This is a genomic window from Parapedobacter lycopersici (genome assembly GCF_024643285.1).
In the GTDB taxonomy this organism is placed as follows: Bacteria; Bacteroidota; Bacteroidia; order Sphingobacteriales; family Sphingobacteriaceae; genus Parapedobacter; species Parapedobacter lycopersici.
The window spans coordinates 264,335-290,864 of sequence record NZ_JAMSLW010000004.1; the positions used below are offsets into that span (position 1 = coordinate 264,335).

The window sequence follows — 26,530 nt, forward strand, 5'->3', positions numbered from 1 at the left end:
ATCAATAGATTTCGAGCGTAAACGGCATTCGGGCCTGGATCCCCCGCAGCTGCACGCCTGCCCGCATTTGTTCGTAGTAGCGGTAATATTCACCCAGCTCGCGCTGGCTGATCCAGGCACTGACCCGGTCGGCCGATCCACCCAGCAGGGATTCGAACGGACTCGAAATAGCCGGGTAGGTAACCAGCCGGTAGTCGTCCAGCCCGGCTTTCTTTGCAGCGGCCGCGACGGCGTCGTTAATGCTTCCCAGGCGGTCGACCAGCCCATTGGCCAGCGCCTGCTCGCCGCTCCACACCCGCCCCTGGCCAATGCTGTCTACCTGTGCCTTACTCAGACTGCGGCCATCGGCTACCCGTTGCAGGAAAGTGTCGTAGATGCGGTTTACCTCCAGTTGGAGGATGCGCCGTTCATCGGCGGTGAGGGGGCGATCGACATTCGTCAGGAAGTCGGCGTACTGGCCGGTCTTTACCCCATCGAATGTGATGCCCAGTTTATTGTTCATGAGGTTCTGCATATTGGGCACCACACCGAATACGCCGATAGATCCGGTGATGGTGTTCGGCTGGGCAAAAATGGAATCAGCGGCGGCGGCGATATAATAGCCCCCCGATGCGGCTACGTCGCCCATGGAAACGATAACCGGCTTCACTTTGCTCAGCAGGTCGACTTCCCGCCAGATCACATCGGACGCCTGTGCACTGCCCCCGGGTGAATTAATGCGGAATACCACGGCCTTTACCTTGTCATCTCGCCGTACTTTCCGCAGCTCCCGCGAAATCCGGTCCGAGCCGATGATGTCGTTATTTCCTTCGCCTGAGGTGATCTCACCGACGGCATATACGACCGCAATCCGATCGCGTGTGGCGCTGCCGGACGCTTTCTGAGCCGGTTTATATTTACTGAGGCTCACGACATTGATATCGTCTGATTCCTCGATACCGATCCGGGTTTTCAGCTCGCTCAGGAGTTCATCTTTATATTTTATCCCGTCGGCCAGCCGGTAATCCACGGCGTCCTGGGCCGTCCGCACGAGGTATTGGTCGGAGATCCGGAACAATGAATCTTTGTCGATCTTTCGGCCTTCCGCAACTTCGCTGAGGAAATGATCATAGATGCTGCCAAGGAACGAGCTGACCTGCTCGCGATTGGCGTCGCTCATCCGGTCGAGCACCAGCGGTTCCACCGCACTTTTATAGGTGCCCACTTTAACCACCTGGGCTTCGATGCCGAGCTTATCCAGCGCACCCTTCAGGAACATGGTCTGGGAGGCAAGCCCCCGGAAATCGATGCTTCCCTCCGGGTTGATGTATACCTCATCCGCGGTGGACACCAGGTAATAAGCGCGTTGCGTATAATGATCACCGTAGGCGACGATAAACTTACCCGACGTCTTAAAGTCGACCAGTGCATCCCGGATTTCCTGCAAGGTTGCGAAACTGGCGGAAACGCCGGAAAGATCCAGGTAGATGCCCTTGATACGGTCGTCCGTTTTGGCTCCGGAAATACCTTCCAGGATCGCATCCAGTCCGACCGATTTTTCTGTCTTGAACCCCGGCACGTCAAGCTCCTCAAACGGGTTGGGAATGGTCCGTTCGGTAATCTGGTAATCCAGTTTGACATGGAGCAGGGAATTGCTGGCTACTGCCGTTTCCTTGTCGGACACGACCGAACCGACCCACGCACCTACCACAATGGCACCGATAATCACCAGCAGAAAAAAAGAAATAACGATCCCCGTTACCGTGGCAAGCACGTATTTAAAAAAAGATTTCATTCGAAAATAATTTATTCATTAAATACCCCCCGTAAAACCTGCATTTGCCGCCCTTGGCCTGAAGCGCAGGCATGGCAGGTTTTCGATGTTTATTTTGTTTTTCAATTGTCAGCCGGATCCGTTCTGGTTAACACCCGCGCCGGATCCGCGGCTTATTCGTTCAAGCACCCAAACTTAGCTAAAAATGTTGTAGTGTAATATATACCGCAACACATCTTTTGACCATCCCGGCGGCGGATAGTTACAGCAGTGCCGGCCAATCAGCCAATAAAACAATCCATATGGCCATTATGCTTTTCTTTTTATGCATTTTCCCGGTGAAGGCGGCCTACGCAATCCCGATTTGCGGGATACCTGAGTCAATAATATTGATTGTACAAGTGAATTTATCTAAGTTTGGCCCATGGATCCGGACAACTGTTCAGGCTGTTCTTTTTTAGCTGCATAATGAAACAGGAGGCATATCTCTTATTGGGCACCAATTTAGGCAACCGGCAGGCCCTGCTCGACCTGGCCGTGCACAGTCTCGCTGAGGAAGCGGGGGAAATTTCCGCCATTTCGTCCATATACGAATCCATGGCATGGGGAAAGCACGACCAACCCGACTACCTGAATCAGGTGGTTAAATTAACCACGCCGCTTACGCCGCTGCAGCTGCTCAAGATCATTAACGAAATCGAACGGAAACTGGGGCGCGAGCGCCACCAGAAATGGGGTCCCCGGCTGATTGACATCGACATCCTGCTGTATGGCAACCGTGTGGTAGACCATCCGCAGCTGCAGATTCCCCACCCCCATTTACCAAACCGGCGGTTTGCCCTCGTTCCGCTGCAGGAGATCGCACCGGGAGTCATCCATCCGGCACACCAAAAGACCATTACGGAACTGCTGGCGTGCACACCCGATCCATTGGGTGTACGTCGGTTCAGGACGGGAAAATAACGTATTGCAGGTATCGGCTAACGAAACAGGCGGTTATAACGCTTGAAGTTCAAATGTGTAGCTTTCCATGATGAGGTTGGCAAGCAGTTTCTTGCATGCTTCTTCCACTTTTTGACGGGCGATATCCTCCGTTTCGGCAGTTATTTCAAGGGTAATGTGCTTTCCGATCCTCACATTGCTGATTTCCGTCAGCCCCAGGTTCTTCATGCCACCCGTTACCGCTTTTCCCTGCGGGTCCAGGATTTCCTTCAGCGGCATCACGTTGATTTCTGCCAAAAACTTCATGTTATCGATTTAAAGTGAATGTATGAAAACAAAAAATAAAGCACCAGTATGATTGGAACCGCCACAAATTTAAGCAAACCAATCAACAGTACACTGATAATTATAAAAATGAACCGCCACCGGTTACTGTGCCAGGAAAGCGAACTCATTTTCATGGAGAATAGCCGGACTTCACTTACCAGAAGCAGGCTGGTGACGACGATACTGCCTACCAGGAAGGCCGGATGATAAACAACCTGGTCGTGTGTTTGGGCGATGAACGGCAGCGATGCCACATAAAAGGCATTCATCGGTGTATTGAGACCGATGAAATCGGTAGACTGCCGCTCATCAATATTGAATTTCGCCAGACGGAGTGCAGAAAACACCGTCACGATAAAACCGAAGTAAGGCAGGTAATCTGCCGTAGGGACTGCGGTTCCGAGGATGGTATACAGGATGGCCCCGGGCAACAGGCCGAAGCTGACAACATCGGCCAGTGAATCCAGTTGCTTGCCAATGGGGTTATGTACACCCAGCGCACGCGCGGCCAGTCCATCAAAAAAGTCAAATATCCCCGCAAGTACCACCAGGTATGCGGCTACTTCCGGCTGGCCCTCCAGGGCAAACACGACACCGACACACCCGCTGAATAAATTCAGGCAAGTGATCATATTGGGGATATGCTGCTTCATAAGACAGGAGTTCTCCTGATTGGCAAATGCGTCACTTCGGAAAAACGACGGAATCCATTCCGGGCAAGCCGGATTAACCGTTCATGCTGATCAGGAATTCCTCGTTGGATTTGGTACCCCGCATCTGGGACAGCAGGAACTCCATTGCTTCCGTTGAATTCATATCCGCCAGGTGGTTTCGCAGTACCCAGATCCGCTGCAGCGTTTCCCGGTCGTTGAGCAGGTCGTCGCGGCGTGTGCTGGATGCGATAAGGTCGATCGCCGGGAAAATCCGCTTGTTGGACAGCTTGCGGTCCAACTGCAGTTCCATGTTACCCGTTCCCTTGAATTCCTCAAAAATAACCTCATCCATCTTGGAGCCGGTATCAATCAGTGCCGTCGCCAATATGGTCAGCGATCCGCCATGTTCGATATTCCGGGCTGCGCCGAAGAAACGTTTTGGTTTATGAAGTGCGTTGGCATCCACACCACCTGACAGGATCTTACCTGATGCCGGTGCTACCGTATTATAGGCACGTGCCAGACGGGTGATGGAATCGAGCAGGATCACTACATCGTGTCCGCACTCTACCATGCGTTTCGCCTTTTCCAGTACGATGTTCGCGATTTTAACGTGTCGTTCCGCCGGTTCGTCGAATGTGGAAGATACTACCTCAGCACGCACACTGCGCGCCATGTCAGTTACCTCTTCCGGCCGTTCGTCGATCAGGAGAATGATCAGATACACCTCAGGATGATTTTTGGCAATTGCGTTGGCTACATCTTTCAGCAGCATTGTCTTACCTGTTTTGGGCTGTGCCACAATCAGGCCACGCTGTCCTTTACCGATGGGGGTAAACAAATCCATAATCCGGGTTGAGTGATTGCCCGGACCGGTAAACAGCTTCAGCCGTTCGGTTGGAAACAGCGGCGTCAGGAAATCAAAGGGTACCCGGTCGCGCACTTCCGCCGGATTTTGGCCGTTGATGGCCTCCACACGCACCAAAGGAAAATACTTTTCCCCTTCTTTGGGCGGGCGGATACTGCCCCGGACCGTATCACCGGTTTTGAGGCCAAACAATTTTATCTGTGACTGGGATACATAAATATCATCCGGAGAAGTCAGGTAATTGTAGTCGGACGAACGCAGGAAGCCATAACCGTCGGGCATAATTTCCAGCACCCCTTCGTTCACGATCACGTTGTCGAAATCGAGGTTGCCGGTAGGGCCGTCGATCTTGCCGCCGCCATTGGCAGTATGTCTCGGCGGGGTATCCACCGGGGCAGCGGGTGCCTGCGGCGCTTTAAAGCTTCCGCTATTGGTGTCTTCATCGACATCGGGCAGGTCTTCCCGTTTACGGAACGTAATCGGTTCGGCAGGTTTGGTTGTGCGCATCCGCTTGCGGGGCCGCTCGTCAGCAGCCTGTGCATCCGGTTCTGTATCCGTTACCTCTTCCGTGACTTTGGCATCTTCCCCTTCCCCTGTTGCAACAATTTTGTTGATCAGCTCCTGCTTACGCATTTTATCAGCGTCAACGATGCCAATAAGTCTCGCTATCTCACGCAATTCGGATACGAGCTTCGCATTCAATTCATTAATATTCATCAAATGTAATTATAAAATAAGGAATTTTGCTGTTATAAACAGAAATCTACCCTCTTCCGGCCGTTCATTATAATAAACAATGATTTCAGCATTTGGCTTCAGAAAATTATGATTTTCGTTGAAGTGTGGGATAAATTCGAGAATTATTGCGCAAATAAAACGATTCCTTTTGAATTTTCAAAACATATTACAAAAAAGATACCCGTTGCGGAACTGTCCTTTTCCGGTCTACTCTTTGGCTTTTCTTCTCTGAATTCCCTGAAAAAGCACCATATGTACAATTCTGCGGGCCGGCGGCAACCAATGCGCGACGGATACCGCTGGGGCTCAGCGCCCCTGTATGCGCTTCGTGTTGGTACACGATTTTGTAAATAAGCGGGGGTTATTACTTTTTTTGTAGAGAAAACTGTATTTTCGGCTCCGTTACTTGATTGCGCTTTGCAATTGGATTAAAATATAAAAAAACCGACAATGATAATTATCGCAGATGGTGGATCAACCAAGACAAATTGGTGTTTGCTGGATGATGCTGGAAAAAAGGTTTATTTCAATACCGAGGGCTACAATCCCTTTTTTGTGGACAGTACCTATATTGTGAATTCCCTGAAAAAAGGATTACCGCAGGACATGCCCTTTGACCGGATTACCGATGTCAACTATTACGGGGCGGGGGTACACAACGAAGAGAAGGCAAAAATCGTGGAAGAGGCGCTCAAGCAGGTATTCAGCCATTCCAAGGTCTTTGTAAGCCACGACCTGCTGGCGGCAGCCCGGGCACTGCTGGCCAATAAAGCTGGCTTTGCAGCCATTTTGGGCACGGGCACCAATACCTGTCTCTATGACGGGGAAGATATTATCCACAAGATCGACTCTGCGGCCTATATCCTCGGCGATGAAGGCAGCGGCTGTTATATTGGCAAAAAACTGCTGACCGATTACATCCGTGGCTTAATGCCCGAAACCGTGCGGGAGGTTTTCTGGGAAACATTTAAGTTAACGCCTGACGACGTGATGGATGCCGTTTATACGAAACCGCTGGCCAACCGTTTCTGTGCAAGCTTCAGCAAATTCGTTTACGAGGTAACCGTTGACATGGCTTACTCCCGCGGCATCGTAGAGGGTGCATTTGACGACTTTTTCCGAAACCTGGTTACGAAATACCCGAATTATCAGGATTACTCATTCAATTGCATCGGGTCGGTCGGATACAATTTCCGGAACGTCCTCGAAGAAAAGGTACACCAGTACAACATGCAACTGGGCCGGATTATCCGCTCCCCGATAGACGACCTGGTCCAATTCCACATTAGCCGGCTATCGGAATAACGCTGCCGGTAACCCGACAGTGTTAAAGCGCCACTGCCTCGCCGATACCCGGCAGGTGCAGCTGGAGGCCGGCATCTGCAAACTGCTGTATGGCCGCTGCGGTGTCAATGGCGATGGGCGGAAATGTATTATAATGTATGCCAATGATCTTTTTGCAGCCGATAAACTTCGCCGCCATAATTGCGTCCGTTACGTCCATCGTAAAGTGGCCGCCAATGGGCAAAAATGCCCAGTCGATTCCCATGGGTTCCAGCAGTTTCATTTCGAGCGTTAGGGCGGTGTCCCCGGCAAAATAAATTTTCCTTCCGCCGCTGGACAGCACATAGCCTGCGGGAGCGCCACCGTATTGGCCGTCCGGTGTACCATTGGTATGCAGGGCATAGACCATTTTAACACTTCCGAAACCAGTCTGTACCGTGCCGCCGAAATTGAACTGGATAATGTGCGACCCGGGAATATCCTGCCGGCTTGCCCACATGGCGGTTTCTACCACGGCCATGACGGTTGCCTGGCTGCTTTTCTGTATTGCTGCCACATCGGCCACATGGTCCTCATGCGCATGGCTTAATAGGATATAGTCAGGCTGCAGCGCATGGATGTCAATTCCGCTGGCTTGGGGGTTGGGGGTAATGAACGGATCGAACAGTACCTTGCTGTCGCCCAATTCAAGCATGACACTGGAGTGCCCGTAATAAATAGCTTTCATTTTGTATATGTGTTAATCTTCAACGGTCAGCGTACCCTGCTGCAACCAGCCCGGCCCCAAGGGCAAAGACCGGGCAGCCAAGCCATATTTCCGTACTTCTATTATGAGGGATGTCCAGGCTACTGGCCGAACATTCCGCCAAACCCGCCGAGCATGTCTTTGGTAGCAGCCTGCATTTCAGCCTGGCTTACATTGTCAGCCTGGCGCATTGCCTGGTTAACTGCCACAGCAAGTAATTCTTCCAGTTCCTCTTTATCGGCTCCGTCAAAATAGGCGGTGTCTATTGTAATTTGGGTGACTTCCTTATTGGCCGTAGCGGTCACCTTAATGCAGCCCCCTTCGGCCTCGCCGACCACGGTAATCTGGTCAAGCCGCTTTTTTATCTCTTCTGCCTTTTGACGGGCTTCAAATAGTTTATCGAACATAACTCAAGTATTTTTTCGTTGTAACCCGCCGGCATCCTGTTTATTCAATGAACGGATTCCGGCATTTTTTGTTTGCTCGCCGGTGCCCGTTCGCCCCCGCACCCGGAGGTAAATCACGCTGGCGTGCGGAATGCCCAGTGTGCTCGCCGGCGTAACATCCAGCAGGTGCTGCAAATACACTTCTACAATTCCCGCAAGTACCTTTTCGCGGGATTCCCTAAATTCCGGCATCACAAAAAAATCGCCCAGGTGCAGTTTACCCTGTGCATCCACCACGGCCGAGAATGTATAGTAAAAATCCTTATAGGCTTTGCTTATTTCGATGTCATATTCAGGATAGAGGTATCCGTATGCCAATGACCGTCCCATCTGCTCGACGGTATCCACCTCCTGCCGGCTGATTTCCAGTATCGGGCTGTTGCTGACCAACCGGGCAAAATGCTTGGATGCAAACGCACTATCCGGATTTCCGGGGTTACGGTTGGCCTTGGCGATCTGGGTTTGTACAAATAGGGTATCCTGGCGCCGGGGTTTGCGCAGTTCCGACACGGTCGTTTTCAGTTTTTCCCGGATATAGGCATCCGAGTAAAACCGCATATACACATTGGACCGTATTTTATCAACGGTCAGGCGGCGCAGGCTCAGCCGCTGCAGCATGATGCTATCGGGGTGCAGGTCGACCACCTTCCAGCTTTCCCGCGCAAAATGGAAGAAGGAATCATGGTCGTGCGTAATTGCAAAATTGAAAGATGAATCACTGCCGGGCACGTAGATCTGTACCGAATCTTTATGGGTGAACTTCACGTGCCATTCCGGTTCCTGCACAAAACCAATGGTGTCATAGGCCAGCCCCGAGTCAAAGGCACGCCTGACCTCGTAAAAATTAATTCCCACGATCGTGTTTAAGTCCGGTTTCCGCGGATCAACCTCCTCCCCGCCTTCGCCGGTACTACTGCAGCCCACCAGGCACGCGCAGCAAACAGACCAGCATGCGATATTAAAAACCCAATAAATAAAACGTTCTTTCACCTGCATAAGCCGGCAACCTCTCTAGCTGTTATCTCATGTGTATGGAAGTCTTTCCGTATTTCCTCCTGCTCCCATTACTGCAGCACAAAACTAAAATAATCAGCCGGATAAAGAAAACTTCCCGTAACCGAATAAATAAAACGGAAATTTACCGGTATTATTTTTACAGTCACTGTTTTTTCCGGCGTGATTGGCGATGCATTTGCTCCACATCACCTGTCATAATGCTCCCGGTATTATTTGTTTGTATAAGCGGCAAACGATTTTTATATTTGCACCCCGATAAAGGTGCAGCTTTGGCTGTTTTGGCACAAGGCATCTATGTTTCGGGATGTAGCGTAGCCAGGTATCGCGCCAGCATGGGGTGCTGGAGGTCGTGGGTTCGAATCCCGCCATCCCGACAAACGAAAAGCGTTTTCTGCTTTTGCAGAAAACGCTTTTCGTTTGTAATACCCCTATTCAGAATCAGCACTAATCCTGACTTCGCAGACCAACCTTAACTTAATAGCAGCCTGTCTTTTTTATCTAATTCCTTATTAATAAGTCAGGTAGAACGAGAAATCGTTCAACCAAGCAGTTCAAGCTTGATGGCTCATCAGACAGGCAATGGCTTTTCCTTTTAAATAAATAACAGAGTTTGAGGTTTTCCAATTAATATAGTAAATTAGATTACCTATTGATCTTTCTGCCATGTCTAAATCAAAACTCATTAGTTATTTCTTACTGACCTTGCCGTTTTGTTACTGCAACGTACAAGGACAATCTAATCTAATAAGAGCAGAGCAGCAGAAGCTGCTTTTTGTTAAAGACAGCATCAGTTATATCAATTCCATAAATCGCCTGGGAATGCTTTACCATATGAAGAATGTTGACAGTAGTCTTTATTATGGCATGAAGGCTAAAAGTATTGCCAGTAGGGCGAATTATCCCAAAGGGAAAGCAGACGCAGATAATGTAATAGCTTCGGTACTCTATATCAGGGGCATGTATCAGAAGTCACTTCAACTATACACAGATGCTTTAGCTGCTTACCAAGCTCTGCGGGATACCGCAAATGTTAGTGAGGCAACTATGAACATAGCGAACGTATACCTTAGTCTAGGCGACACTACAAAGGGCCTTGAACTGTTTAGGCAGGTTATCAGAACAGGAAGAAGAGACAGTATTATGAGCTTGGTATACGCGAATTATTGCATGGGCAATTCAGCCCTTTCTGATGACAGTGTCCAATATTATATGAGCAAAATCCGGGAGATCGCTTCCATTTACAAAGATCACCGTGTACTCATCGCTTCAAAGGCGTTGGAATTTGATCTGCTGCTAAAAGAAGGCCGCAGGACACATGCGCTAAAACTCCTTAAAAGCACTTTATCTGAAGCGCAGCAATATGGGCTGGATGACCAGGAAATTTTTTTGCTCGGCGACTATACCAGATACTATGAAAATCACCCAGATAGCGCATTACATTATGCTTGGCAATGTTATCAATTGGCTAAGAAAAAAGGCTATGTCCTGGATTTAATCCCTATATTGAATAATGTATTAAGCTATACCGCATTATCCGGCAATAAAGATCAGATCATCAGCGTCCAGACACTTCTTCAAGCCGAAATGATAGAAGAGAATGAGAAGTTGAAAAAATTTGTTGGCGATTACATCAAATACAATACCTTGCAGGATGACAATGTTATTTTGAGTATAGTCAATAAAAATAACAGGGTCAAAATCCTGTTTCTAATCACTATTTGCGTTGTTGGTATATTTTTGCTCCTATTTATTTACCGTTTATATCAAAATTCACGTAAACATCAGCGCGAGTTGGAACAGCTCAATTTAAGAATATTAGAACAAAATAAAATCCTACAGGCGAACGATGAATTCAAAAGTAAACTCTTCTCCATTTTAGCACATGATTTCAGAGCACCTTTAGCCTACACCATAAGTATTGCCAATTTAATGAAGGACAACCCTGAGTCTACGAAAACAGAAATGGAACAGTTTTATGGCACTATCGAAAGGCAAGCTTCAGGCATGCTGGAATCGTTCGATACGATATTGCAATGGATCAAGCAGCAGTTGTCCGGTCACCAACATCAAGCAGAAATCTTGGTACTCTACGACCTGTTCAGAGAATCAGCGGATATAGTTAAGCAGCAACTTGATGTCAAAAAAATAAAACTTTCTAATCAAATACCGAAACATATAACCGCAACATCGGATAAAGAAATGCTACAATTTGTTAATCGGAATTTACTATCCAATTCGATTAAATATTCTCCTGAAGGCAGCACAATAGTAATTGGCTGCACACAGGATGGCAATTCTATTACGATATCTGTTACAGATGAAGGCCCTGGAATGGATGAACAAACGCTCAGCAAACTATTTACAATATCCAGTCCTTTCGGGTCCTCTACACAACATGGTGCGGGAATAGCACTTTCCATGTGTAAGGATTTTATTCAAAAGCTTGGTGGGCGGATCTGGGCAAAAAATGCGGTAACAAAGGGGGCTGTCTTCTCTTATACTATTCCATTGAAAATCTGATTGTGTTCCGTTTTTGGTAGGTAGATTTCTTAACCTGGATTAATGACGAAGAGTCAAGTTAGCGCTAACTTAGCCAAATACAGCAATTTGGATATTGAAATCATGTCAAAAGAGATCATTACCGTCAGCGGCAGTACAGGCAACATTGGTCATGAGCTGGTCAATCTGTTATCGGCAGCGGAAAGCTCCGTGCGGGCTGTTTTAAGAAATTTCGCGCGCGCGCGACCGCTTCCCGGTGTCACTTGGTTGCAGGCCGATGTGAGCGACGGGCGTGTGTTGGACGCAGTGCTTGCTGGAACTGACCGTCTGTTTATATTAACGGATAATGGACCGGGCTTTGGCCGGACGCAGATCGCGATGATTCACGCTGCGGAAAGACTTGGCGTAAAACACGTGGTCAAACTATCCGCGCTCGGCGCCTCCCCACACACCCAGTCGCCCTTGGCTCACGAACATTGGTTGGCGGAGCAGGCACTGGAAAAATCCGGCATGTCGTGGACCATATTGCGGCCCCATGTATTTATGCAGAACTGGCTTGGAGAAGTAGCTGACACGGTCAGGTCAGAAGGCGCGATTTATGCGGCGATTGGAGCGGGCAAGGTACCCTTTATCGATGCCCGCGATATTGCAGCCGTTGCGGCCGAGGCATTGCTGCATCCGGAAAAACACGCCGGCCAAAAATACGTGCTCACCGGCGACGTTGCGGTAGGGTATGAATCTCTTGCCCAGGCAATTTCAAAAGCAACGGGCAGGGACATCGTGTATAAATCGCTGTCCATGGAAGAGATGCGCGACCGTATGGAGAAACAGGGGATCGGCGCCGAAATGATCGATTCGTACCTTGCACTGGCGGCTTATCAAAAAGCCGGAGGCCCCACGGAGCGCGTTTCAGCGAGTGTAAAAGAAATATTGGGCCGCCCGGCCCGGACTATTGAAGATTTTGCGAAGGATTATCGGGAGCGCTTTTGAGCTTAGTTCTTAAGTTGTCTGCCGTTTCATCTTCTTTTGCACGATGTGATGAATATTAAACATCAATACGATGCTTAACGCCATTGCCGCTATAGTAGCCCAGCCCAGTGTATCAAAGTTTTCAAAGCCACCGGCGTCATTTTGAATCAGTATCATACCGCCTAAATACGTAGCCACGCCCCCGGACAGTTGCTGAATGGAAGAATTAATGTTCATAAATGCGCCCCGCTCCTCTTTTGCAGGAATTGCCGTCAATAATGCGGATGAAGTAATTATTCTTGAGGAGACAAAAACAGCCAGTATGGTATTGATCAGGATCACATAACCTAAGGAAGCGGTTTCCAGCTGTGTAAACAAATAGATCATCACGCTGGCCAGCGTACTGCCAAGGGCAAATAAATTGAATTTTCCATACTTATCGCTCATCCAACCAAAAATGGGTGAAAAAACCAGTGTCGCTAAGCCGGTCACAAAAAATATGAGGGTCAGGTCTATTTCATTTATCCCGATATTATTTACCAGAAAGGGGCTGGCAAAAGGCATGATCAGGAACCCGCCTGTTGCCAGGAAGAATGTAGTAGCAAAAGCAGCTAAATAATTCCTGTTCGTTAAAATGCTGGAGAACCTTTTCAGGATACCGGGATTATCACTGTTATTCAAATGATTATTAACAGGCCGTATGTATTTCAGGATAATGAGCAACGCAATAATGGCAATACCCACGATAATGTAAAAAGGAACATGCCAGCCCACGGTACTCGCAAAATACAGACCGATCGGGATGCCGAGCACCTGGCTGCCAGCAAATGCCATCTGCACAAAACTCATCACCCTGCCCCTTACCTCAAATGCAAAAACATCCGTAATGATTGCAAATGAAATGGCAGATAAAACACCTCCAAAAAAACCGGCCACAATTCTTGCCACAATAAGAAAATGGTAGTCCGGGGCTATTCCGCAAAGAAATGTCCCCACGATAAATCCGATTAAAATAACAACCAACATTTTTTTGCGGTCAAATTTATCGGCTATCCCGCTTAATAAAATACCGGAAATACCCGCGCTGAATGCATAGGAAGAAACCAATATGCTGAACTCCCTCGATGAAATCTGTAACTCCCGCATCAGCTGGGCCCCCAGAGGCGCCATCACCGCAAAATCCAGGACAATACAAAATTGCAGAATGGTAAGCATGGTGATCAAAAGTGCTTCATAAGCAGTAAACACGGTTTTCTTTATCATGATTTCGTACTAAGGGACGGCAAAAATACACCTAAAAAACAAGATTAGTGTGGATTTTAAGTCAATAGGCAACTGTAAACCGGGCCTATCAGCAAAGGACCACAGCAACAGGCGTATAGCACGATGGAAGCTGTTTTAACGCCCGCGTGTATTCACCTGTTCCAGAAAAGGCGGCGGGGAAAGGATCAGATTTTACCTAGCGCAAAAGCAAGCGCATTCAAGTCCTGTTTCATGAGGTTGATATTCGATTCCAGCTGGTCGTACATATCCGCCCGGTTGTTCAGTTCTTCACTTGAATAGATGCCGCCTTCCCCGAAATACAACTGGACAAGGGAGCCATCGGCATTCGGTTCAATCTGGCCAAGTGAGGTCCACTTTTCGATAATCTGCTGACGCAGGGATTTTTGGTCAGCGCTTTCGGGGTCGTGATAATTCAGGTAGTACCAGATTGCCGGAGGGAAAATGGTGGAGACTTCCGTACCGTACCATACGTCTTTCAGGGCATTCCGCTGGTGCTGGAAGGTGACCGATTCTTTATTAAAGAGCATCATCAGGCCCAGGCTGGCCTCGCCTACCCCTGATGTGACGCCCACGATGTTACTCGTTCGGTCATCCGGAATGACGCCTCCTGTCAATATGGCGCCGAGTGCGCCGACAACGATGGCACCCTTCGTCAATTTTGACTCCCGCTCATCCTGTATGCCGGAGAGGTAATTAGCAACCTGGCTGGTGCGTTCTTCCTCGCAATCCATTTCCGAGGATACGGCTGAAATTTCAATGGACATGGTATTGACCCGGTTGTCCATTTCCTGTTTGATCTCCAGGATTTCAAGCCGGTTGGCAACCGTATGATTATCTTTCCTGGATTTCAACTCCGCATAGCGCTCCATCAGCTGCAGAATACCTATTGCATTCGCTATATTCAGCGTATTATGGCTAAACCGTCCGGAAAGGGTACCGGAGATTTCCTGTTCATGCAACGGAACAGGAAGTTCGTCCTTGGTGTAATCATATACATTCCGCTGATTGCAGTTACTTCGGTAGAGCGATTCGCGAATGCTTGCATCCTTAACCGTCCTGCAGGATACGCATATGCCCATCCCGAGGAGAAATAGCCAAAACCCTGATTTGCTGAACATACTAATATATCAATGTCTAATCTGTTGCTTTTTCCAATTTTGCCAGGAGCGATTTTAAGCGCGCATTCCGCAACTCATTTTCGAGGTTGAGTTCTGAAAGATAAAACGCGTGCTTTTGCAGGTCGATAAACCGCTTATCCAGTTCTTCCGGACGGAGTTGGTGCAGGCGATCAGCCAGTTCGCCGGGTGTGGCACCACCCAAGCCGGGCAGGTTCAACTGGTATTCCACCGCCATACACTCGAGGTAAAATGTCCGGATGTCACTCATCAACAGGTAATGTGCAAACTCATCCTGGTTTTTTGACGGCTTCAGCTGCCTGAGCAGGTCTGACGCCAGCGCGGCGCTGTCCCGTAACGCCGCCACAGTCATTCCGGGGCGACTTACACGTCCCTGTGTAACTTCGTAAGGTGTCATGGTCAATGCCCGCCAGAAGACATCAACTGCGGCGTCATCAAATCCATAGGCCTCCCGGGTATAGGTATGGACAAATTTGTTAATATCCAACGGTTCAGCAGAATGGAGACTCTCAAAATAAGCCGCCACCAATAAATTGAATCCCGTAAGCGGATAGACACGCCGGATGGCGGGCAGGTCGATGATATCCGAAGACGATTCAAAGACCGGGGAGTATATACCCGAGGTAGACCAGGAGGTCATTACGATGCCCTTGTATCCCAGCTCCCTTGCCTGGGGGACAAACGACTGAATATTTAAGAAGTGCTTATTCCAATCGGCCAGAAAATAATTGTCGGGGTGACTGCGGATCGACGGCGCTCCCCAGACTTCATAGCCGCTTTCAACGAGCTGCCGGTGGTCGCCGAACCGGTCTAATGGCCAGCCGTAATTCCAGTCCACAAACACCGTTTCCTTCGGCAGGTCGCGGAAGGCATCGGGATATTTCAGTGCAATGTCGGCCCAGACAATGGGGCGCTTACCCAGGGAAACCACCAGTTCACACAGCATTTTCAGGTAGTCACCATACAGTCGCCCCCGGCCTACCCTGGCAATTTTCTCCTGTGATTCCTTCGAATGCCCCAACAGGTAGGTTTCATCCCCGCCAATGTGGATATAATCAGATGTATGGGTTTCGATCAGGTCGCGGTAGAGATCGGTGAACAGGGCTTTACACAAATCCTCTTTCAGTGGATTTACCTGTGAAAAGTCTTTCTGGTCTTCCCGGAGATCGCGGTATCGGTAATGCCGGAGGATATACTCCACGTGCCCAAAGCTCTGTTGTAGCGGTATCACGTCAATCCCCAATGAGTCGCAATAAGCGACAAACGATTTTACCTCCTCGCGGCTGTACGCATACCTGTTGGAGATCACCTGATGCTGCCGGTAGGGATAGGAAGCCTCCCACTCCATGATCAGCGTATTGATTCCGTTTTCACTGAGCTCATGTGCAAACGCCCGCAATGCCGGCATTTTCATGACCTGCACGCGGAGGTCCAGGTGAAAGCCCCGTACCTGAAAGCCGGTCTGCATACGGCCTGCACTCCTCGCGTGACCGGCCAATGAAACCGTGAGGGCAAGGCAAAGTATCAGGGGAAATAGCCCTTTATATCGTGCGTCGCGGTGCATTAACTTATTCATTCTTTATCTGGTTTTACTTGGTGGAACTGCACAGGCAATATAGTGAAAGTTAGGCAAATCATGGTGCTTTGAAAAAATAGAACTACCCTAATTATCGGTAGTTTTTTTTACCTAAAGATCGGTATTGACGCTTAAAGAGACTGCCGATACCTTTGTGTATTAAGGGATTGGTTTCCCGATTTCAAGGCAAATTAAATAATAAGAAAATGAAGACGAAAAAAATCGCGCCCTGGTTAGTTGTTTGTTTGATTGCCATTGCTGGCTGCGGCAAGGATGACACCACCCCCGATGATGGCTCCCCCCTGTTTGAACCCGCCGATTTTGAGATTGTCAACATCGATCCGACACAGGATGATTATTACGGTGGCGATGTTTATGTCGGATACGACGTAAAGAACGTTTCCGGACGTGATTATGATGGAAGCACAACTGTTTTTTTTGATATCCGGTGGACTGTAAAGACCACCGACGGTATACTTTATCATGCGCTGCGCGGGATGCCCAATGATCTGCTGAAAGATGCCGTGAGTTCAGAATCGGTTGTTATTGATCTTTCTCCCGGCAAAACAGCCGATCTCTCTTCCTTAACTTATGAAGTAATTGTAGATGAATAATCCCCGCTGAACCACTGTCGGCAACGTTTTATTTTTTCCGGACAGGGATCCATACTTCGCAATAAGCGTAACCTGCTACCTGTTGGTCCATTTTCGTAAACGAAAAAACGGGTGCATCAACCAGTTCGTAATTAGATACGGGAAGCCATTCGGAATATGCCTTTGCCATGGTCTGCTGCAAGGTAGCAGGGAAGACACCTTCATTTGGAAATACTGCCCAGGAGCAGGCTTCCATCGGTATTTTTTCCAATCCGTTGCCGACATGGTTTTCAGTCGTTAACACGCCTATCAAATGAGTCAGCCCCCCTTCTTCTTTTTGGAAGCGCGTATCCGCATCGTAAGAAACATTGACAATTTCCTGTGGGGGCATGTTTTGAAGGGCATGCATTGCCTCTTTTTGTTCGGCCGTTATGCTTTTGGCAAGTTGGACTATCTCATTATTAATCCCTTCGAATTGCATCGGCACACGTTTACTTACGCCGACGAAATTAAATGCGGGTTTGTCTTCAATCCGAAATTCCATGGTGTTTCCTCCTTTGACTGTAATGATAAATGAAAGCTTGGGAAATGATTTATTTACGTTGTTTTTGATTACTTCAGAGGGTAGAATACCGCTCCATTTTTTAAATGCCCGGGTAAAACCTTCGATGGACTGATAACCATATTTAAAGGCAATGTCCGTTACCTTCTCCCCATTTAACAAATCCTGATACGCCTCCGACAGCTTTCTGTACTTAATGTACTCACTCAGTGTTAGCCCCGAAAGGTAAAAAAACACCTTTCGAAAATGATAGTCGGATACCCCGGCATGTTCCGCAATTATTTCAAGGGACAGGTTATCATCGGTTAAATGATCTTCGATATAATCGATCACCTGATTTAATTCGTTCAGCATTAATTTCTCCTTTTTAGTTCCACAAAATTACGACTGTTGTTTTTCCGATGCCCGACTTTTACATACAAATAATATCGGGTGGCCAGTCCCGCAGCAACGGTATATATTTATGAAGGCGCTGCGGACAAAACCGCGCAAGAAAATAAACCGGCTGTACGGTAGGAAAAGACAGATTATGCAGTTCATTCCGGATATCGTTAATCTTTACAGAAAATTACAGTCTGCTATTTTCAAAACTGCTGACGATTTGTATTTTTGTACACTTTTTAAAATTTCGGGATGTAGCGCAGCCCGGTAGCGCGCTTCGTTCGGGACGAAGAGGCCGCAGGTTCGAATCCTGTCATCCCGACTTAAATAGCAAAGCCCGTTCTTAGAGCGGGCTTTGCTATTTAAGTCATTTTGCTGATTACCAAATCGGAAACATCAGATTTGGGGCGTTAAACTATGGTTTTATATCTTTAAGTTTTTGTATCTTTACAATTCATGCAAAAACAGCTATTCACATATTACAATTTAGCGACGGGAATGATTGCCTGATTCCGGGTGTCTTGCTTCTTGCGTTGTCAGCTTGATAATAAATATGTTGTCAGGGGTATTGGCATATGAGTGAGTCATTCGGACGGTAAAGAATTAGCAGTCTAATTTTCAACATTCTAAATTATTAATAGTGAATAACCTAGCATTATTTGGCTGGAATAGCAACCTATTTCAGCTTAAACAAGCATCTTCATATAGTCATCTTTTTCATGGCCGTGTTTCGACTGTAAACAAAACCAACTACGAGGTTGTCTCCGAGAGTGGTTTGCTGTTTTGCGAACTGACGGGCAGTCTGCTCTTTGGAAAGTCATCGTTTGACCTACCGTGTACAGGCGACTGGGTGATCTTTCAGCCTTTTGACGATGACAAAGGAATAATCGTCGATATCCTCCCTCGCGTCCGCACGCTATACCGTAGAAAGAGCGGCACCGCATCAGACAAACAGGCGATAGCGTCTCATATTGACAAGGCCTTTATTGTTCAAAGCCTTGATGCCAATTTTAATCCCCGTCGAACCGAGCGTTTTATGGTCCAGGTAATGGAAGAAAACATTCAGCCAATACTTATACTCACTAAATCTGACTTGAAATTTAACCGACAGGATGTAGCTGATTCGTTAAAACACATTACCAGCCAAGCGCCCGTATTTTTCACAAGCATTCATTCCACAGCATCCATTGTTCTTGTACGGGAATCTATTCGGCCGGGAGAAACAGTTGTGTTTGTAGGATCCTCTGGTGTAGGAAAAAGTTCGTTAGTTAATGCGTTGTGCGAACAAACGGTATTTCTCACCTCCGAGACGAGCACCGCTACCGGGAAAGGCAGGCACACTTCAACCCGGAGAGAAATGGTATTGATGAATGGCTCCGGCGTTTTGATTGACACACCTGGTGTAAGAGAGTTCGGCATAGCCGTAGACACTCCCGAAACATTAGAAGGTATATTTGATATCTCCGGATTTGCCGGTTCCTGTCGCTTCGACAATTGTACACATGTTACCGAGCCCGGGTGTGCGGTTAAGGATGCCGTAAACAACGGTATTTTAGAACCCGATGTGTACGAAAGCTACCTGAAATTGCGAAAGGAATCATGGCATTTTTCCGCTTCTGAACACGAAAAGCGCAAAAGAGACAAATCTTTTTCAAAAATCGGAGAAGAGGCCAAACAAATAAAGAAACGCTGATCCTTTTTTACAAACACTATTTCAAAAACTGTAAATAATAAAATCGGAGTTGACCACTCCGATTTTTTACTTTTAAATACATAGGGTTTATGCGTTCAGAAATCTTTTGACCGCTGGCTTTTTCTATTGGCTAATCCGCGCGGATGGCTTCTGTATGAAACCGTTTCGATCACTCAATGGTGTGTATAAATACCGAACAGATATTTTATATCTTTGACAACCAATTTAATAAGATGATCAAGCAGTTACTCACACTAAACATCCTGTTCCTTACCTATTTCAGCGGCTTCTGCCAAAAAATTGATTTCGTAAACGGCGATGGAGCATTATCCATCGGTACCTCATCGAATAGAACGGCATGGATTACCTTGACAGACATTGATAATGATGGGGATCTTGATGCATTGGTCGCTAACGGAAGACATTGGGCTGAGCAAAGCTATATCTATTTTAATGATGGTACAGGTAATTTTAAATCAGGACAGCCATTGGGGAGCCTGCTTCAGGCATCATATTGTATAAAGGCAGCTGATTTAAACGGTGATGGCTATTTGGATATCGTCTTGGCAAACGATAAGATTCCGAACATGATTTATTTCGGTGATGCCACGATGTCCTTTGAAAAGCAGCAAAAGTTTGGACAGGCATCTCCATCACGCCACGTTGAAATAGCCGACATAAACAATGACGGGCACCCCGATTTGATTATATCCAACAGGAAAACACAAAATGAAATATGGCTCAATGATGGAAACGGGGTATATCGTGAGTGTGTTTACTTTGGAGATCAAGGCGCCGAAACCATACAGGCGGTCGCTGTGGATCTTAACGGGGACGGGTATCCTGATGTGGTCACTGCGGAGCGGGGAGGTAAAAATAAAATCTTCATAAACGACGGCCATGGGGAGTTTGCAAAAATTATCGCCTTTGGCAATGAAGAAATAGACTGCCGCTCCGTTACCATAGCCGATATCAACACCGATGGGTTTCCAGATGTGATAGCTGGTTATCTAGGCGCACCCAACCGAATTTATTACGGAGACAAAAACTTAACATATGCCAATTTCGATGAATTTGGAGACTCGGCAACCACCAACTCAATCGCAGCGGGTGATTTCAATCAGGATGGTATATTGGATATTGTGGAGGGGAATGTGGAAGCCGTCAACCGCGTTTTTATCGGAAAGGGAAATGGTACGTTCACTATGCAGCACCTGCGGGAAGACTTAAAAGACGACACCTATCACGTGGAAGTCGGGGATTTGAACAACGACGGATTATTAGATATTGTTGAAGCCAATTCGGATGCGTGGAACCTCTATTATTACACGATTCGCCAAAAATGACAAGCGCGGTATAGCACATTCCCGGATTTTCCTGATAATAAACTTAAGTACACTGATCTGCAGGCACTGATTGTCTTCTCATGGGCAGCGATGGGTTGAAACAACAACAAAGCTGCCCGCCGGATTACCGCTGCCGACGCTGATAAACTTTACTGTCGGCTTCTACGGAAAGACCTGACTGAATGGCTACGGCTTTGTATTCATAACGTTGACCGGGTTGCAATTCGGAACTGGTTACACTGAAATTACCCGATTTATCAACCGTTGCTTCCACTGTCTTTTCCCATGGGCTTACATAAAGTGTTTCAACCTGACCGGCAAACGGGCGGACATAAAAATAGGCTTTCTGCACCTTGCCGTCGTAATCATGGATTACACCGTGTAGCGTGACACCGGCTTGTGCAGGTTCACTGCCTAATGTCTCCACCTTGACTGCCCGGGCAATTGTCGGCTCGATATTCTCCAGCTTAATCACTACGGGATTCGGCCAGCGGTGATCGTCGTAAATACGCTGCGCCTTAACGACAGAGACCTCCAACCCTTCCGCCGTTTGCGTGTAGTGGCAGCTGATATCGTCGTCGCGGTATTCGATGATCTGGCTGTTTTGTCCGAGCACGCTTACGCGGGTGTTTGGCGTCGCCTTAACGGACTGCAGGGTGAACGATTTCCGCGTACCTTCGCGCCAATCCTGCGCATTTGTTACAATTGCATAGAGGGTATTCCGGTTATCCTTTGACGTAAACCAGATGTCTTGTTCATGGCTGACAACCCAGCTGCGCACGCTGTCCATGCTTTCGTGATTGATAAAATCCCAGGCCGCCATTTCACGGAGCCGGTTCTCCTGTTCGATGGGTAGCTCACCATTGGGTTTGGGTCCTACGTTAAGCAGCAGTGATCCCCCTTTGGCGCGTGCCTCAATGAGCAATTGCAGCAGCTGGCCGCCTGATTTATAACGCTCGTTCGTAGGCTGGTACTGCCAGGCAGTACCCATGGTAATGCACGACAGCCAAGGTTCATCGATCTGGGCACCGGGGAGTACCTGCTCAGGCGTTTTCATCGCACCCCGCGTGATGAGGATATCCGGCTGCAGTCGCCAGCTGGTTTCTTTGACCACCGCTTTAGGGTCGCCATCGATAAATAAAACATCTATTTTTCCGTAATTGGTCATCAGTTCCTCACACTGCTGCCGCGTATAATCATCATAAGCCTTAGCCAATTCGGGCGACAGGGGCTGAACGGGGCGGTCGATCGGGATATTATGCTGCTTTAAAAACCAGAAGTCTTCCGGTGAAAAATAAAAGCCCACACCCAGACCCGCGGCACGGGTGGCGTCTACATATTCCCGGAGGATATCCTTTTGGTACCGGGTATTGGTAATCTTAAATTCGGTTGTCTTCGTATCCCACATGCAAAATCCGGAATGATGTTTCGTGGTAAACACGATATATTTCATCCCCGCGAGTTTGGCCAATGCCACCAGCTCTTCGGGATTGAAACGATAGGGGTTAAATGTTTTGTACAGCTCATTAAAATAGCGGTCTTCAAAGTCTTTTGAGGCACCGACCAGCGCATGGCTGATTACAATCCCGAGTTGGGAGTCCATGCTGAAATGGATGAATAATCCCGAGCCCGTATTCCGGAACCATTCGACACGTTCCGGCTTATTGAGGTTATATTCGCTGGATCCTGCATCGGTCACCACATCATTTTGTGCCAGCGCAATACCTGACAGTAAAACGAGAACGAGAAAAAATGAAAAAATACGTGCCATAGTTTTCAGTTGTAGTATCAGAAAATAAAAGCACACTCCCCTAACTGGTACGGGTGGTGCCGGCATCAAAGCTACCGGAATTGCCGAAAAAATCAAATAACTTGTTTATCAATCCGATGCCAATAGCAATGGTATGGCATCGGATTGGCGGAATATCCGTACATTTATTTACGTAATGACAACTATTCAATGAAACTGCCTGCATTCAATCAGCTTCTGGAAAATGCCACCAGGGTATTTAAACGGTTTCCGATGGTCACCATCACCACACTCGGAGCAACCGCGCTGGCGTATCTGCTCATGGGTGAGTACATTAAGGACAACGGAACGGAAAACAGGCTCTGGACCCTGCTCGTCAGCTGCAATCTCCTTTTTGCATCGGGGCTTGCCATTGATTTATTCGCGGAATCTCGGGGATACAGCAATACACGTAAGTGGGTGTTACGGATCGTGGTGCTGGCTTGCTGTGGTGGAATATATACCATCCTGGATCCGACTTATTACGAGACCGACATCATCCGCTGTGGGTTGCTGGTTTTTGCGTGCCACCAGCTGGTGGCCTTTGCTCCTTTTTTGGCACAATATGATGATCTCCGGTTCTGGATTTTCAACAAAACGCTGTTTCTGCGTTTTTTTACTGCCCTGCTTTACTCGGCAACCCTATACGCAGGCATCACGCTGGCGATTTATGGCATACAGGAACTGTTCAATCTTTCGGTTCCTTCCAACCTTTACCAACAGCTTTTTGTCCTCATTTTTGTCGGTTTCAACACGCTTTTTTTTCTCGCTGGCGTACCGCAGATACAGCCACAGGCAGCTCATGAGCACGACTACCCGAAGGGGCTCAGGGTATTCGCGCAATATGTTTTAATTCCATTGATGACCGTCTACCTGGCCATCCTGTTTATTTATGAGCTCAATATACTCCTGAGCTGGCAGTTACCGAAAGGCGTGGTAGCAAGTTTAATTCTAGGGTATGCCGTTTTCGGCACATTGGCGCTGCTCCTTGTCTGGCCGCTTAAAGACCGTGAAAAAAACCGCTGGGTACAACTGTTTACGCGTTTTTTTTACATCACGCTCATCCCGCTTATCCTGCTCTTGGCGCTGGCCATCTATAAACGCGTGGCAAATTACGGGGTAACCGAGGAACGCTACATTCTCATTGCGCTCGGGATATGGCTAACCGGCATCACCACCTATTTTCTGCTGTCAAAACACCCGAAAATCTACATAATCCCGATAAGCCTCTGTGTGATCGCGTTACTTGGCGCGTTTGGCCCACAGAGCGCGAGCAGCGTCGCCGAGCGGTCGCAGCAACGCCGGTTGACCAAACGATATTCGACCACAGACGCCGTGGAACGCACGGCAATTATCAACTACCTTGTACGTGCACATGGCCTCGATGCACTGCAGCCGTTTACCGACACCGATATGGCGGCGGTGGACGCGCAGCTGCAAAAGACAGTCAATGAACACCGGTACACCTTACAGACCCATAAAACCGACACCGCATTTACCCTGCTTGGAATAACCCCCGAATGGGGAACACCGCAGGGCGATTATTACTACCTGAGCCGTGCCAGTCCGGGAATAGTGCATGTGTCAGATTTTGATTACAGCTACCGCATCACGTCGTATCAGTCCGTGGAAACCACCGTGCGCCTGCAGCAGCTGATCATGGACGTGCATATCATAGACGAAACAAGAAAAATCCGGGCAACGGTGGGCGGCGATAGCGTGTTATTTGATCTTGGAGCGCTGGCCGATAGCCTTTATCAGCAAGTGAAAGCGGGGGCATTAATGCCGGATACTGCAGCGGGTAGCGACCGAAACTTCATATGCCCCCCGGAACTGCTGCAAATCCAGGCTACCTCAGCCCGGTTCCGCTGGCAGTTGGTACTGGACCAGCTTAATGGCGATCTTTCCCCGATGGCAGGAAATGAACCACGCCGGTTAAACTACGAGGGTCAGCTACTGATCGGACACAAAACACGTTAACTGTGCCTATCTCCAATATGCCTGAAAAAGGCGTCCCGGTAAGTGTCCCCGACAGGGATGATTTTATCGCCCATAAAGATACGCCCGCGCTCGATACTTCCAATTTTATCCAGGGCAACAATGTAGGAGCGGTGGACGCGGATAAAACGGTTGGTCGGCAGGATGTCTTCCATTTTTTTCATGTTCTGCAATGTGACAATCCGCTCATCCGCTGTATAAATAGAAATGTAGTCTTTCAAGCCCTCGATATATAGGATATCATCCAGATCTACCCGCTGTATTTTATGCTCCGTTTTAACAAAAATGAAGTCTACCGCATCACTGTGCTGAACCGGCGGCACCTGGGTTTCAGGCGCCTTCACTATCCGGCTGTTATGTAATGCCTTTTGCACGGACCGGTAGAACCGGTCAAACGCGATGGGTTTCAACAGGTAATCCAGCACATTCAGCTCGTACCCGTCCAATGCATATTGCGGATAGGCGGTGGTTAGGATGACATCACACCGTCCATTGATGATCTTAAGCAGCTGGATGCCCGTCAGTTCCGGCATCTGCACATCCAGAAATACGAGATCAACTTCGCCGTTCTGTATCAGCGGCAACGCTTCAATCGCGTTGGTGGTACTCGCAACCAGTGACAGCTCGGGTATCTTGGCCACATAGTCGGCAATGATATCCAGCGCCAGCGGTTCGTCGTCAATGGCAATGCATCTGATCATGATTCATTTTTTTGCCCTATAAATATAGGAATAGTTCACTACTATAGTAATCTTCTGATTCGACGATATGAATCGTGTGCCGGTCGGGATAGCCCAGTTGCAACCTGCGTTTCAGGTTATGGAGCCCCACACCGCGCGTTTGGTCCTTGTTCAGGTGGTTTTTGGCATTCCCGGCTTTAAAATGCAGCCGTCCATCTACCACCCTGATCCCGATACGTATGGGCTTCTGCGCATCCGTGGATACCCCGTGCTTAAATGCATTTTCCAGAAAGGAAATCAACAGCAGGGGCATAATGCGGTGATTCTCGGCGTCATCAACGTCGACTTCCAGTGCAACATATATTTTCTCCTTAAACCGGAGTTTCTGTAATTCAATGTAATTATACAGGTAATTGATTTCTGCTGCCAGGAGGACGGTGTCCTCGTTGCTTTCATACAGCATGTACCGCATAATTTCGGACAGCTTTAAAATTGCTTCGGGCGCTTTATCGGATTTCTGGTACGCAAGCGAGTAAATGTTGTTTAATGAGTTAAAAAGAAAATGGGGGTTGATCTGTGATTTTAAAAAGGCCAGTTCGGCATTGAGTTTTTCATTTTCCAGGTTTTTACGGTGCTGGCGCTGTACGAAGTTATCAATAATTACATATACCGCGGTACTTAACATCATAAAGAATAGGCTGGTGATTGCTGCCGCGACGATGTACTGCACAGGGGTAAAGACTTTATCGTGATTATCACCATACCGGAGAATGAATGATTCGTATTGCAGGGCCAGCGCATATTTAATAACTACCGATACGGTCAGTGCCGCCGCCATGTAGGTGATTGTCCGTCCATATTTGCTGTCCGCTACAAAAAGCGGGTTAACCAAAAAATACTGGAAATAAAAGACGGCGATATTCAAAGCACCGAACAGGAACACAATAACCGCCGTTTCCTTATTTTGTCCTCTTGCATTCACAAAGAACAAAACGAGCATCAGGAAAAACCAGATCAGGATATGAGTTAGGGCGGCTTTATTCGTGCGCATATACTGCAAATATATCACTCAGCTGCAATATCCCCTAGGTCAATAGACAAACAGGCTACAGGCATCGGCCAACCGGATATTCGGGCGGACGAATAGAAAGCAACGGATTAGTCTACAAAATCTGCCTATTGGTCTAAAAGATTTTACATCAGAAACCTGTATCCGTTTCTTTGTCATGTTTATTTGGAAAACGTAACGGC

General features: G+C 47.9%; 22 protein-coding genes and 2 tRNA genes. 10 read left to right on the forward strand and 14 right to left on the reverse strand.

What is annotated here, in order from left to right; genetic code table 11:
• Position 1: 1 nt before the first annotated feature.
• Positions 2 to 1,774, reverse strand: coding sequence for a signal peptide peptidase SppA (gene sppA / locus NEV57_RS10350; RefSeq protein WP_257658251.1), 1,773 nt, complete (start codon positions 1,772 to 1,774; stop codon positions 2 to 4).
• A gap of 447 nt (positions 1,775 to 2,221) precedes the next feature.
• On the opposite strand from sppA, the gene folK reads away from it, so the two are divergent.
• A complete protein-coding gene (folK, locus tag NEV57_RS10355) occupies positions 2,222 to 2,716 on the forward strand; it encodes a 2-amino-4-hydroxy-6-hydroxymethyldihydropteridine diphosphokinase (protein WP_257658252.1) in 495 nt (164 codons plus the stop codon).
• Between the two features lie 33 nt (positions 2,717 to 2,749).
• Here the strand turns inward: folK and purS are convergent, their stop codons facing one another.
• The 3 genes from purS to rho form a co-directional block, all read right to left on the reverse strand.
• Positions 2,750 to 3,001 (reverse strand): phosphoribosylformylglycinamidine synthase subunit PurS, encoded by a 252-nt coding sequence (gene purS, locus NEV57_RS10360; RefSeq protein ID WP_257658253.1) that lies wholly within the window; start codon positions 2,999 to 3,001, stop codon positions 2,750 to 2,752.
• On the reverse strand, positions 2,998 to 3,675 hold the full coding sequence (gene pssA, locus NEV57_RS10365; RefSeq protein WP_257658254.1) for a CDP-diacylglycerol--serine O-phosphatidyltransferase: 678 nt from the start codon (positions 3,673 to 3,675) through the stop codon (positions 2,998 to 3,000). Before pssA ends, purS begins: the two co-directional genes overlap by 4 nt.
• A 73-nt stretch (positions 3,676 to 3,748) precedes the next feature.
• Positions 3,749 to 5,260, reverse strand: a complete 1,512-nt coding sequence (gene rho / locus NEV57_RS10370; RefSeq protein ID WP_257658255.1) for a transcription termination factor Rho — start codon at positions 5,258 to 5,260, stop codon at positions 3,749 to 3,751.
• Positions 5,261 to 5,731: 471 nt separating this feature from the next.
• Here rho and NEV57_RS10375 point away from each other — a divergent pair, with 471 nt between their 5' ends.
• Positions 5,732 to 6,586: an N-acetylglucosamine kinase gene (locus tag NEV57_RS10375; protein WP_257658256.1), complete on the forward strand. Its 855-nt coding sequence runs from the start codon at positions 5,732 to 5,734 to the stop codon at positions 6,584 to 6,586.
• A gap of 22 nt (positions 6,587 to 6,608) precedes the next feature.
• Here NEV57_RS10375 and NEV57_RS10380 read toward each other — a convergent pair whose 3' ends face one another.
• The 3 genes from NEV57_RS10380 to NEV57_RS10390 all read right to left on the reverse strand — a co-directional run bounded on the left by NEV57_RS10380 (position 6,609) and on the right by NEV57_RS10390 (position 8,746).
• Positions 6,609 to 7,292, reverse strand: coding sequence for a metal-dependent hydrolase (locus NEV57_RS10380; protein ID WP_257658257.1), 684 nt, complete (start codon positions 7,290 to 7,292; stop codon positions 6,609 to 6,611).
• A gap of 119 nt (positions 7,293 to 7,411) precedes the next feature.
• On the reverse strand, positions 7,412 to 7,717 hold the full coding sequence (locus NEV57_RS10385) for a YbaB/EbfC family nucleoid-associated protein (protein WP_257658258.1): 306 nt from the start codon (positions 7,715 to 7,717) through the stop codon (positions 7,412 to 7,414).
• Positions 7,718 to 7,720: 3 nt separating this feature from the next.
• On the reverse strand, positions 7,721 to 8,746 hold the full coding sequence (locus tag NEV57_RS10390) for a hypothetical protein (protein ID WP_257658259.1): 1,026 nt from the start codon (positions 8,744 to 8,746) through the stop codon (positions 7,721 to 7,723).
• A gap of 327 nt (positions 8,747 to 9,073) precedes the next feature.
• Here NEV57_RS10390 and NEV57_RS10395 point away from each other — a divergent pair.
• The 3 genes from NEV57_RS10395 (at position 9,074) to NEV57_RS10405 (ending at position 12,262) form a co-directional block, all read left to right on the forward strand.
• Positions 9,074 to 9,147: transfer RNA gene (locus NEV57_RS10395), tRNA-Pro, on the forward strand.
• 289 nt (positions 9,148 to 9,436) lie between these two features.
• A complete protein-coding gene (locus NEV57_RS10400; protein ID WP_257658260.1) occupies positions 9,437 to 11,293 on the forward strand; it encodes an ATP-binding protein in 1,857 nt (618 codons plus the stop codon).
• A gap of 42 nt (positions 11,294 to 11,335) precedes the next feature.
• The gene (locus NEV57_RS10405) at positions 11,336 to 12,262 is read left to right on the forward strand and encodes an SDR family oxidoreductase (protein WP_257658261.1); all 927 of its coding nucleotides are present in this window, start codon (positions 11,336 to 11,338) and stop codon (positions 12,260 to 12,262) included.
• A gap of 9 nt (positions 12,263 to 12,271) precedes the next feature.
• Here the strand turns inward: NEV57_RS10405 and NEV57_RS10410 are convergent, their stop codons facing one another.
• The 3 genes from NEV57_RS10410 to NEV57_RS10420 all read right to left on the reverse strand — a co-directional run bounded on the left by NEV57_RS10410 (position 12,272) and on the right by NEV57_RS10420 (position 16,237).
• Complete coding sequence (locus NEV57_RS10410; RefSeq protein ID WP_257658262.1) at positions 12,272 to 13,504, reverse strand: MFS transporter; 1,233 nt, start codon at positions 13,502 to 13,504, stop codon at positions 12,272 to 12,274.
• 185 nt (positions 13,505 to 13,689) lie between these two features.
• The gene (locus NEV57_RS10415) at positions 13,690 to 14,643 is read right to left on the reverse strand and encodes a hypothetical protein (RefSeq protein WP_257658263.1); all 954 of its coding nucleotides are present in this window, start codon (positions 14,641 to 14,643) and stop codon (positions 13,690 to 13,692) included.
• Between the two features lie 16 nt (positions 14,644 to 14,659).
• Positions 14,660 to 16,237, reverse strand: a complete 1,578-nt coding sequence (locus NEV57_RS10420) for a beta-N-acetylhexosaminidase (RefSeq protein ID WP_257658264.1) — start codon at positions 16,235 to 16,237, stop codon at positions 14,660 to 14,662.
• A 206-nt stretch (positions 16,238 to 16,443) separates the two neighbouring features.
• Between NEV57_RS10420 and NEV57_RS10425 the strand changes: the two genes are divergently transcribed.
• Positions 16,444 to 16,851, forward strand: coding sequence for a hypothetical protein (locus NEV57_RS10425; RefSeq protein WP_257658265.1), 408 nt, complete (start codon positions 16,444 to 16,446; stop codon positions 16,849 to 16,851).
• 28 nt (positions 16,852 to 16,879) lie between these two features.
• On the opposite strand, the gene NEV57_RS10430 is transcribed toward NEV57_RS10425, so the two are convergent.
• A complete protein-coding gene (locus tag NEV57_RS10430) occupies positions 16,880 to 17,746 on the reverse strand; it encodes an AraC family transcriptional regulator (RefSeq protein ID WP_257658266.1) in 867 nt (288 codons plus the stop codon).
• Between the two features lie 275 nt (positions 17,747 to 18,021).
• Here NEV57_RS10430 and NEV57_RS10435 point away from each other — a divergent pair.
• The 3 genes from NEV57_RS10435 (at position 18,022) to NEV57_RS10445 (ending at position 20,812) form a co-directional block, all read left to right on the forward strand.
• Positions 18,022 to 18,095 (forward strand) — tRNA-Pro (locus NEV57_RS10435).
• Between the two features lie 318 nt (positions 18,096 to 18,413).
• A complete protein-coding gene (gene rsgA, locus NEV57_RS10440; protein ID WP_257658267.1) occupies positions 18,414 to 19,466 on the forward strand; it encodes a ribosome small subunit-dependent GTPase A in 1,053 nt (350 codons plus the stop codon).
• Between the two features lie 233 nt (positions 19,467 to 19,699).
• Entirely contained in the window at positions 19,700 to 20,812 is a 1,113-nt protein-coding gene (locus tag NEV57_RS10445) for an FG-GAP repeat domain-containing protein (protein ID WP_257658268.1), read from the forward strand.
• A 124-nt stretch (positions 20,813 to 20,936) separates the two neighbouring features.
• On the opposite strand, the gene NEV57_RS10450 is transcribed toward NEV57_RS10445, so the two are convergent.
• Positions 20,937 to 22,583, reverse strand: a complete 1,647-nt coding sequence (locus NEV57_RS10450; RefSeq protein ID WP_257658269.1) for an alpha-L-fucosidase — start codon at positions 22,581 to 22,583, stop codon at positions 20,937 to 20,939.
• 189 nt (positions 22,584 to 22,772) lie between these two features.
• Here NEV57_RS10450 and NEV57_RS10455 point away from each other — a divergent pair, with 189 nt between their 5' ends.
• Positions 22,773 to 24,581 carry a DUF4153 domain-containing protein gene (locus NEV57_RS10455; RefSeq protein WP_257658270.1) on the forward strand — a complete coding sequence of 603 codons (1,809 nt, stop codon included), beginning with the start codon at positions 22,773 to 22,775 and terminating at the stop codon, positions 24,579 to 24,581.
• Here NEV57_RS10455 and NEV57_RS10460 read toward each other — a convergent pair.
• The gene (locus tag NEV57_RS10460; RefSeq protein WP_257658271.1) at positions 24,578 to 25,300 is read right to left on the reverse strand and encodes a LytR/AlgR family response regulator transcription factor; all 723 of its coding nucleotides are present in this window, start codon (positions 25,298 to 25,300) and stop codon (positions 24,578 to 24,580) included. The two genes, NEV57_RS10455 and NEV57_RS10460, sit on opposite strands and share 4 nt — an antisense overlap.
• A gap of 16 nt (positions 25,301 to 25,316) precedes the next feature.
• Positions 25,317 to 26,330 carry a sensor histidine kinase gene (locus tag NEV57_RS10465; RefSeq protein ID WP_257658272.1) on the reverse strand — a complete coding sequence of 338 codons (1,014 nt, stop codon included), beginning with the start codon at positions 26,328 to 26,330 and terminating at the stop codon, positions 25,317 to 25,319.
• Positions 26,331 to 26,530: the final 200 nt, after the last annotated feature.

Coding starts and splice junctions, on each gene's coding strand:
- NEV57_RS10405 (WP_257658261.1), top strand. CDS start 11,336: ATGACGAAGAGTCAAGTTAGCGCTAACTTAGCCAAATACAGCAATTTG.
- NEV57_RS10450 (WP_257658269.1), bottom strand. CDS start 22,583: ATGGCACGTATTTTTTCATTTTTTCTCGTTCTCGTTTTACTGTCAGGT.
- NEV57_RS10380 (WP_257658257.1), bottom strand. CDS start 7,292: ATGAAAGCTATTTATTACGGGCACTCCAGTGTCATGCTTGAATTGGGC.
- NEV57_RS10460 (WP_257658271.1), bottom strand. CDS start 25,300: ATGATCAGATGCATTGCCATTGACGACGAACCGCTGGCGCTGGATATC.
- NEV57_RS10420 (WP_257658264.1), bottom strand. CDS start 16,237: ATGAATAAGTTAATGCACCGCGACGCACGATATAAAGGGCTATTTCCC.
- NEV57_RS10445 (WP_257658268.1), top strand. CDS start 19,700: ATGATCAAGCAGTTACTCACACTAAACATCCTGTTCCTTACCTATTTC.
- NEV57_RS10425 (WP_257658265.1), top strand. CDS start 16,444: ATGAAGACGAAAAAAATCGCGCCCTGGTTAGTTGTTTGTTTGATTGCC.
- pssA (WP_257658254.1), bottom strand. CDS start 3,675: ATGAAGCAGCATATCCCCAATATGATCACTTGCCTGAATTTATTCAGC.
- NEV57_RS10430 (WP_257658266.1), bottom strand. CDS start 17,746: ATGCTGAACGAATTAAATCAGGTGATCGATTATATCGAAGATCATTTA.
- rho (WP_257658255.1), bottom strand. CDS start 5,260: ATGAATATTAATGAATTGAATGCGAAGCTCGTATCCGAATTGCGTGAG.
- NEV57_RS10415 (WP_257658263.1), bottom strand. CDS start 14,643: ATGTTCAGCAAATCAGGGTTTTGGCTATTTCTCCTCGGGATGGGCATA.
- NEV57_RS10375 (WP_257658256.1), top strand. CDS start 5,732: ATGATAATTATCGCAGATGGTGGATCAACCAAGACAAATTGGTGTTTG.
- NEV57_RS10400 (WP_257658260.1), top strand. CDS start 9,437: ATGTCTAAATCAAAACTCATTAGTTATTTCTTACTGACCTTGCCGTTT.
- NEV57_RS10455 (WP_257658270.1), top strand. CDS start 22,773: ATGAAACTGCCTGCATTCAATCAGCTTCTGGAAAATGCCACCAGGGTA.
- folK (WP_257658252.1), top strand. CDS start 2,222: ATGAAACAGGAGGCATATCTCTTATTGGGCACCAATTTAGGCAACCGG.
- purS (WP_257658253.1), bottom strand. CDS start 3,001: ATGAAGTTTTTGGCAGAAATCAACGTGATGCCGCTGAAGGAAATCCTG.
- NEV57_RS10410 (WP_257658262.1), bottom strand. CDS start 13,504: ATGATAAAGAAAACCGTGTTTACTGCTTATGAAGCACTTTTGATCACC.
- NEV57_RS10385 (WP_257658258.1), bottom strand. CDS start 7,717: ATGTTCGATAAACTATTTGAAGCCCGTCAAAAGGCAGAAGAGATAAAA.
- sppA (WP_257658251.1), bottom strand. CDS start 1,774: ATGAAATCTTTTTTTAAATACGTGCTTGCCACGGTAACGGGGATCGTT.
- NEV57_RS10465 (WP_257658272.1), bottom strand. CDS start 26,330: ATGCGCACGAATAAAGCCGCCCTAACTCATATCCTGATCTGGTTTTTC.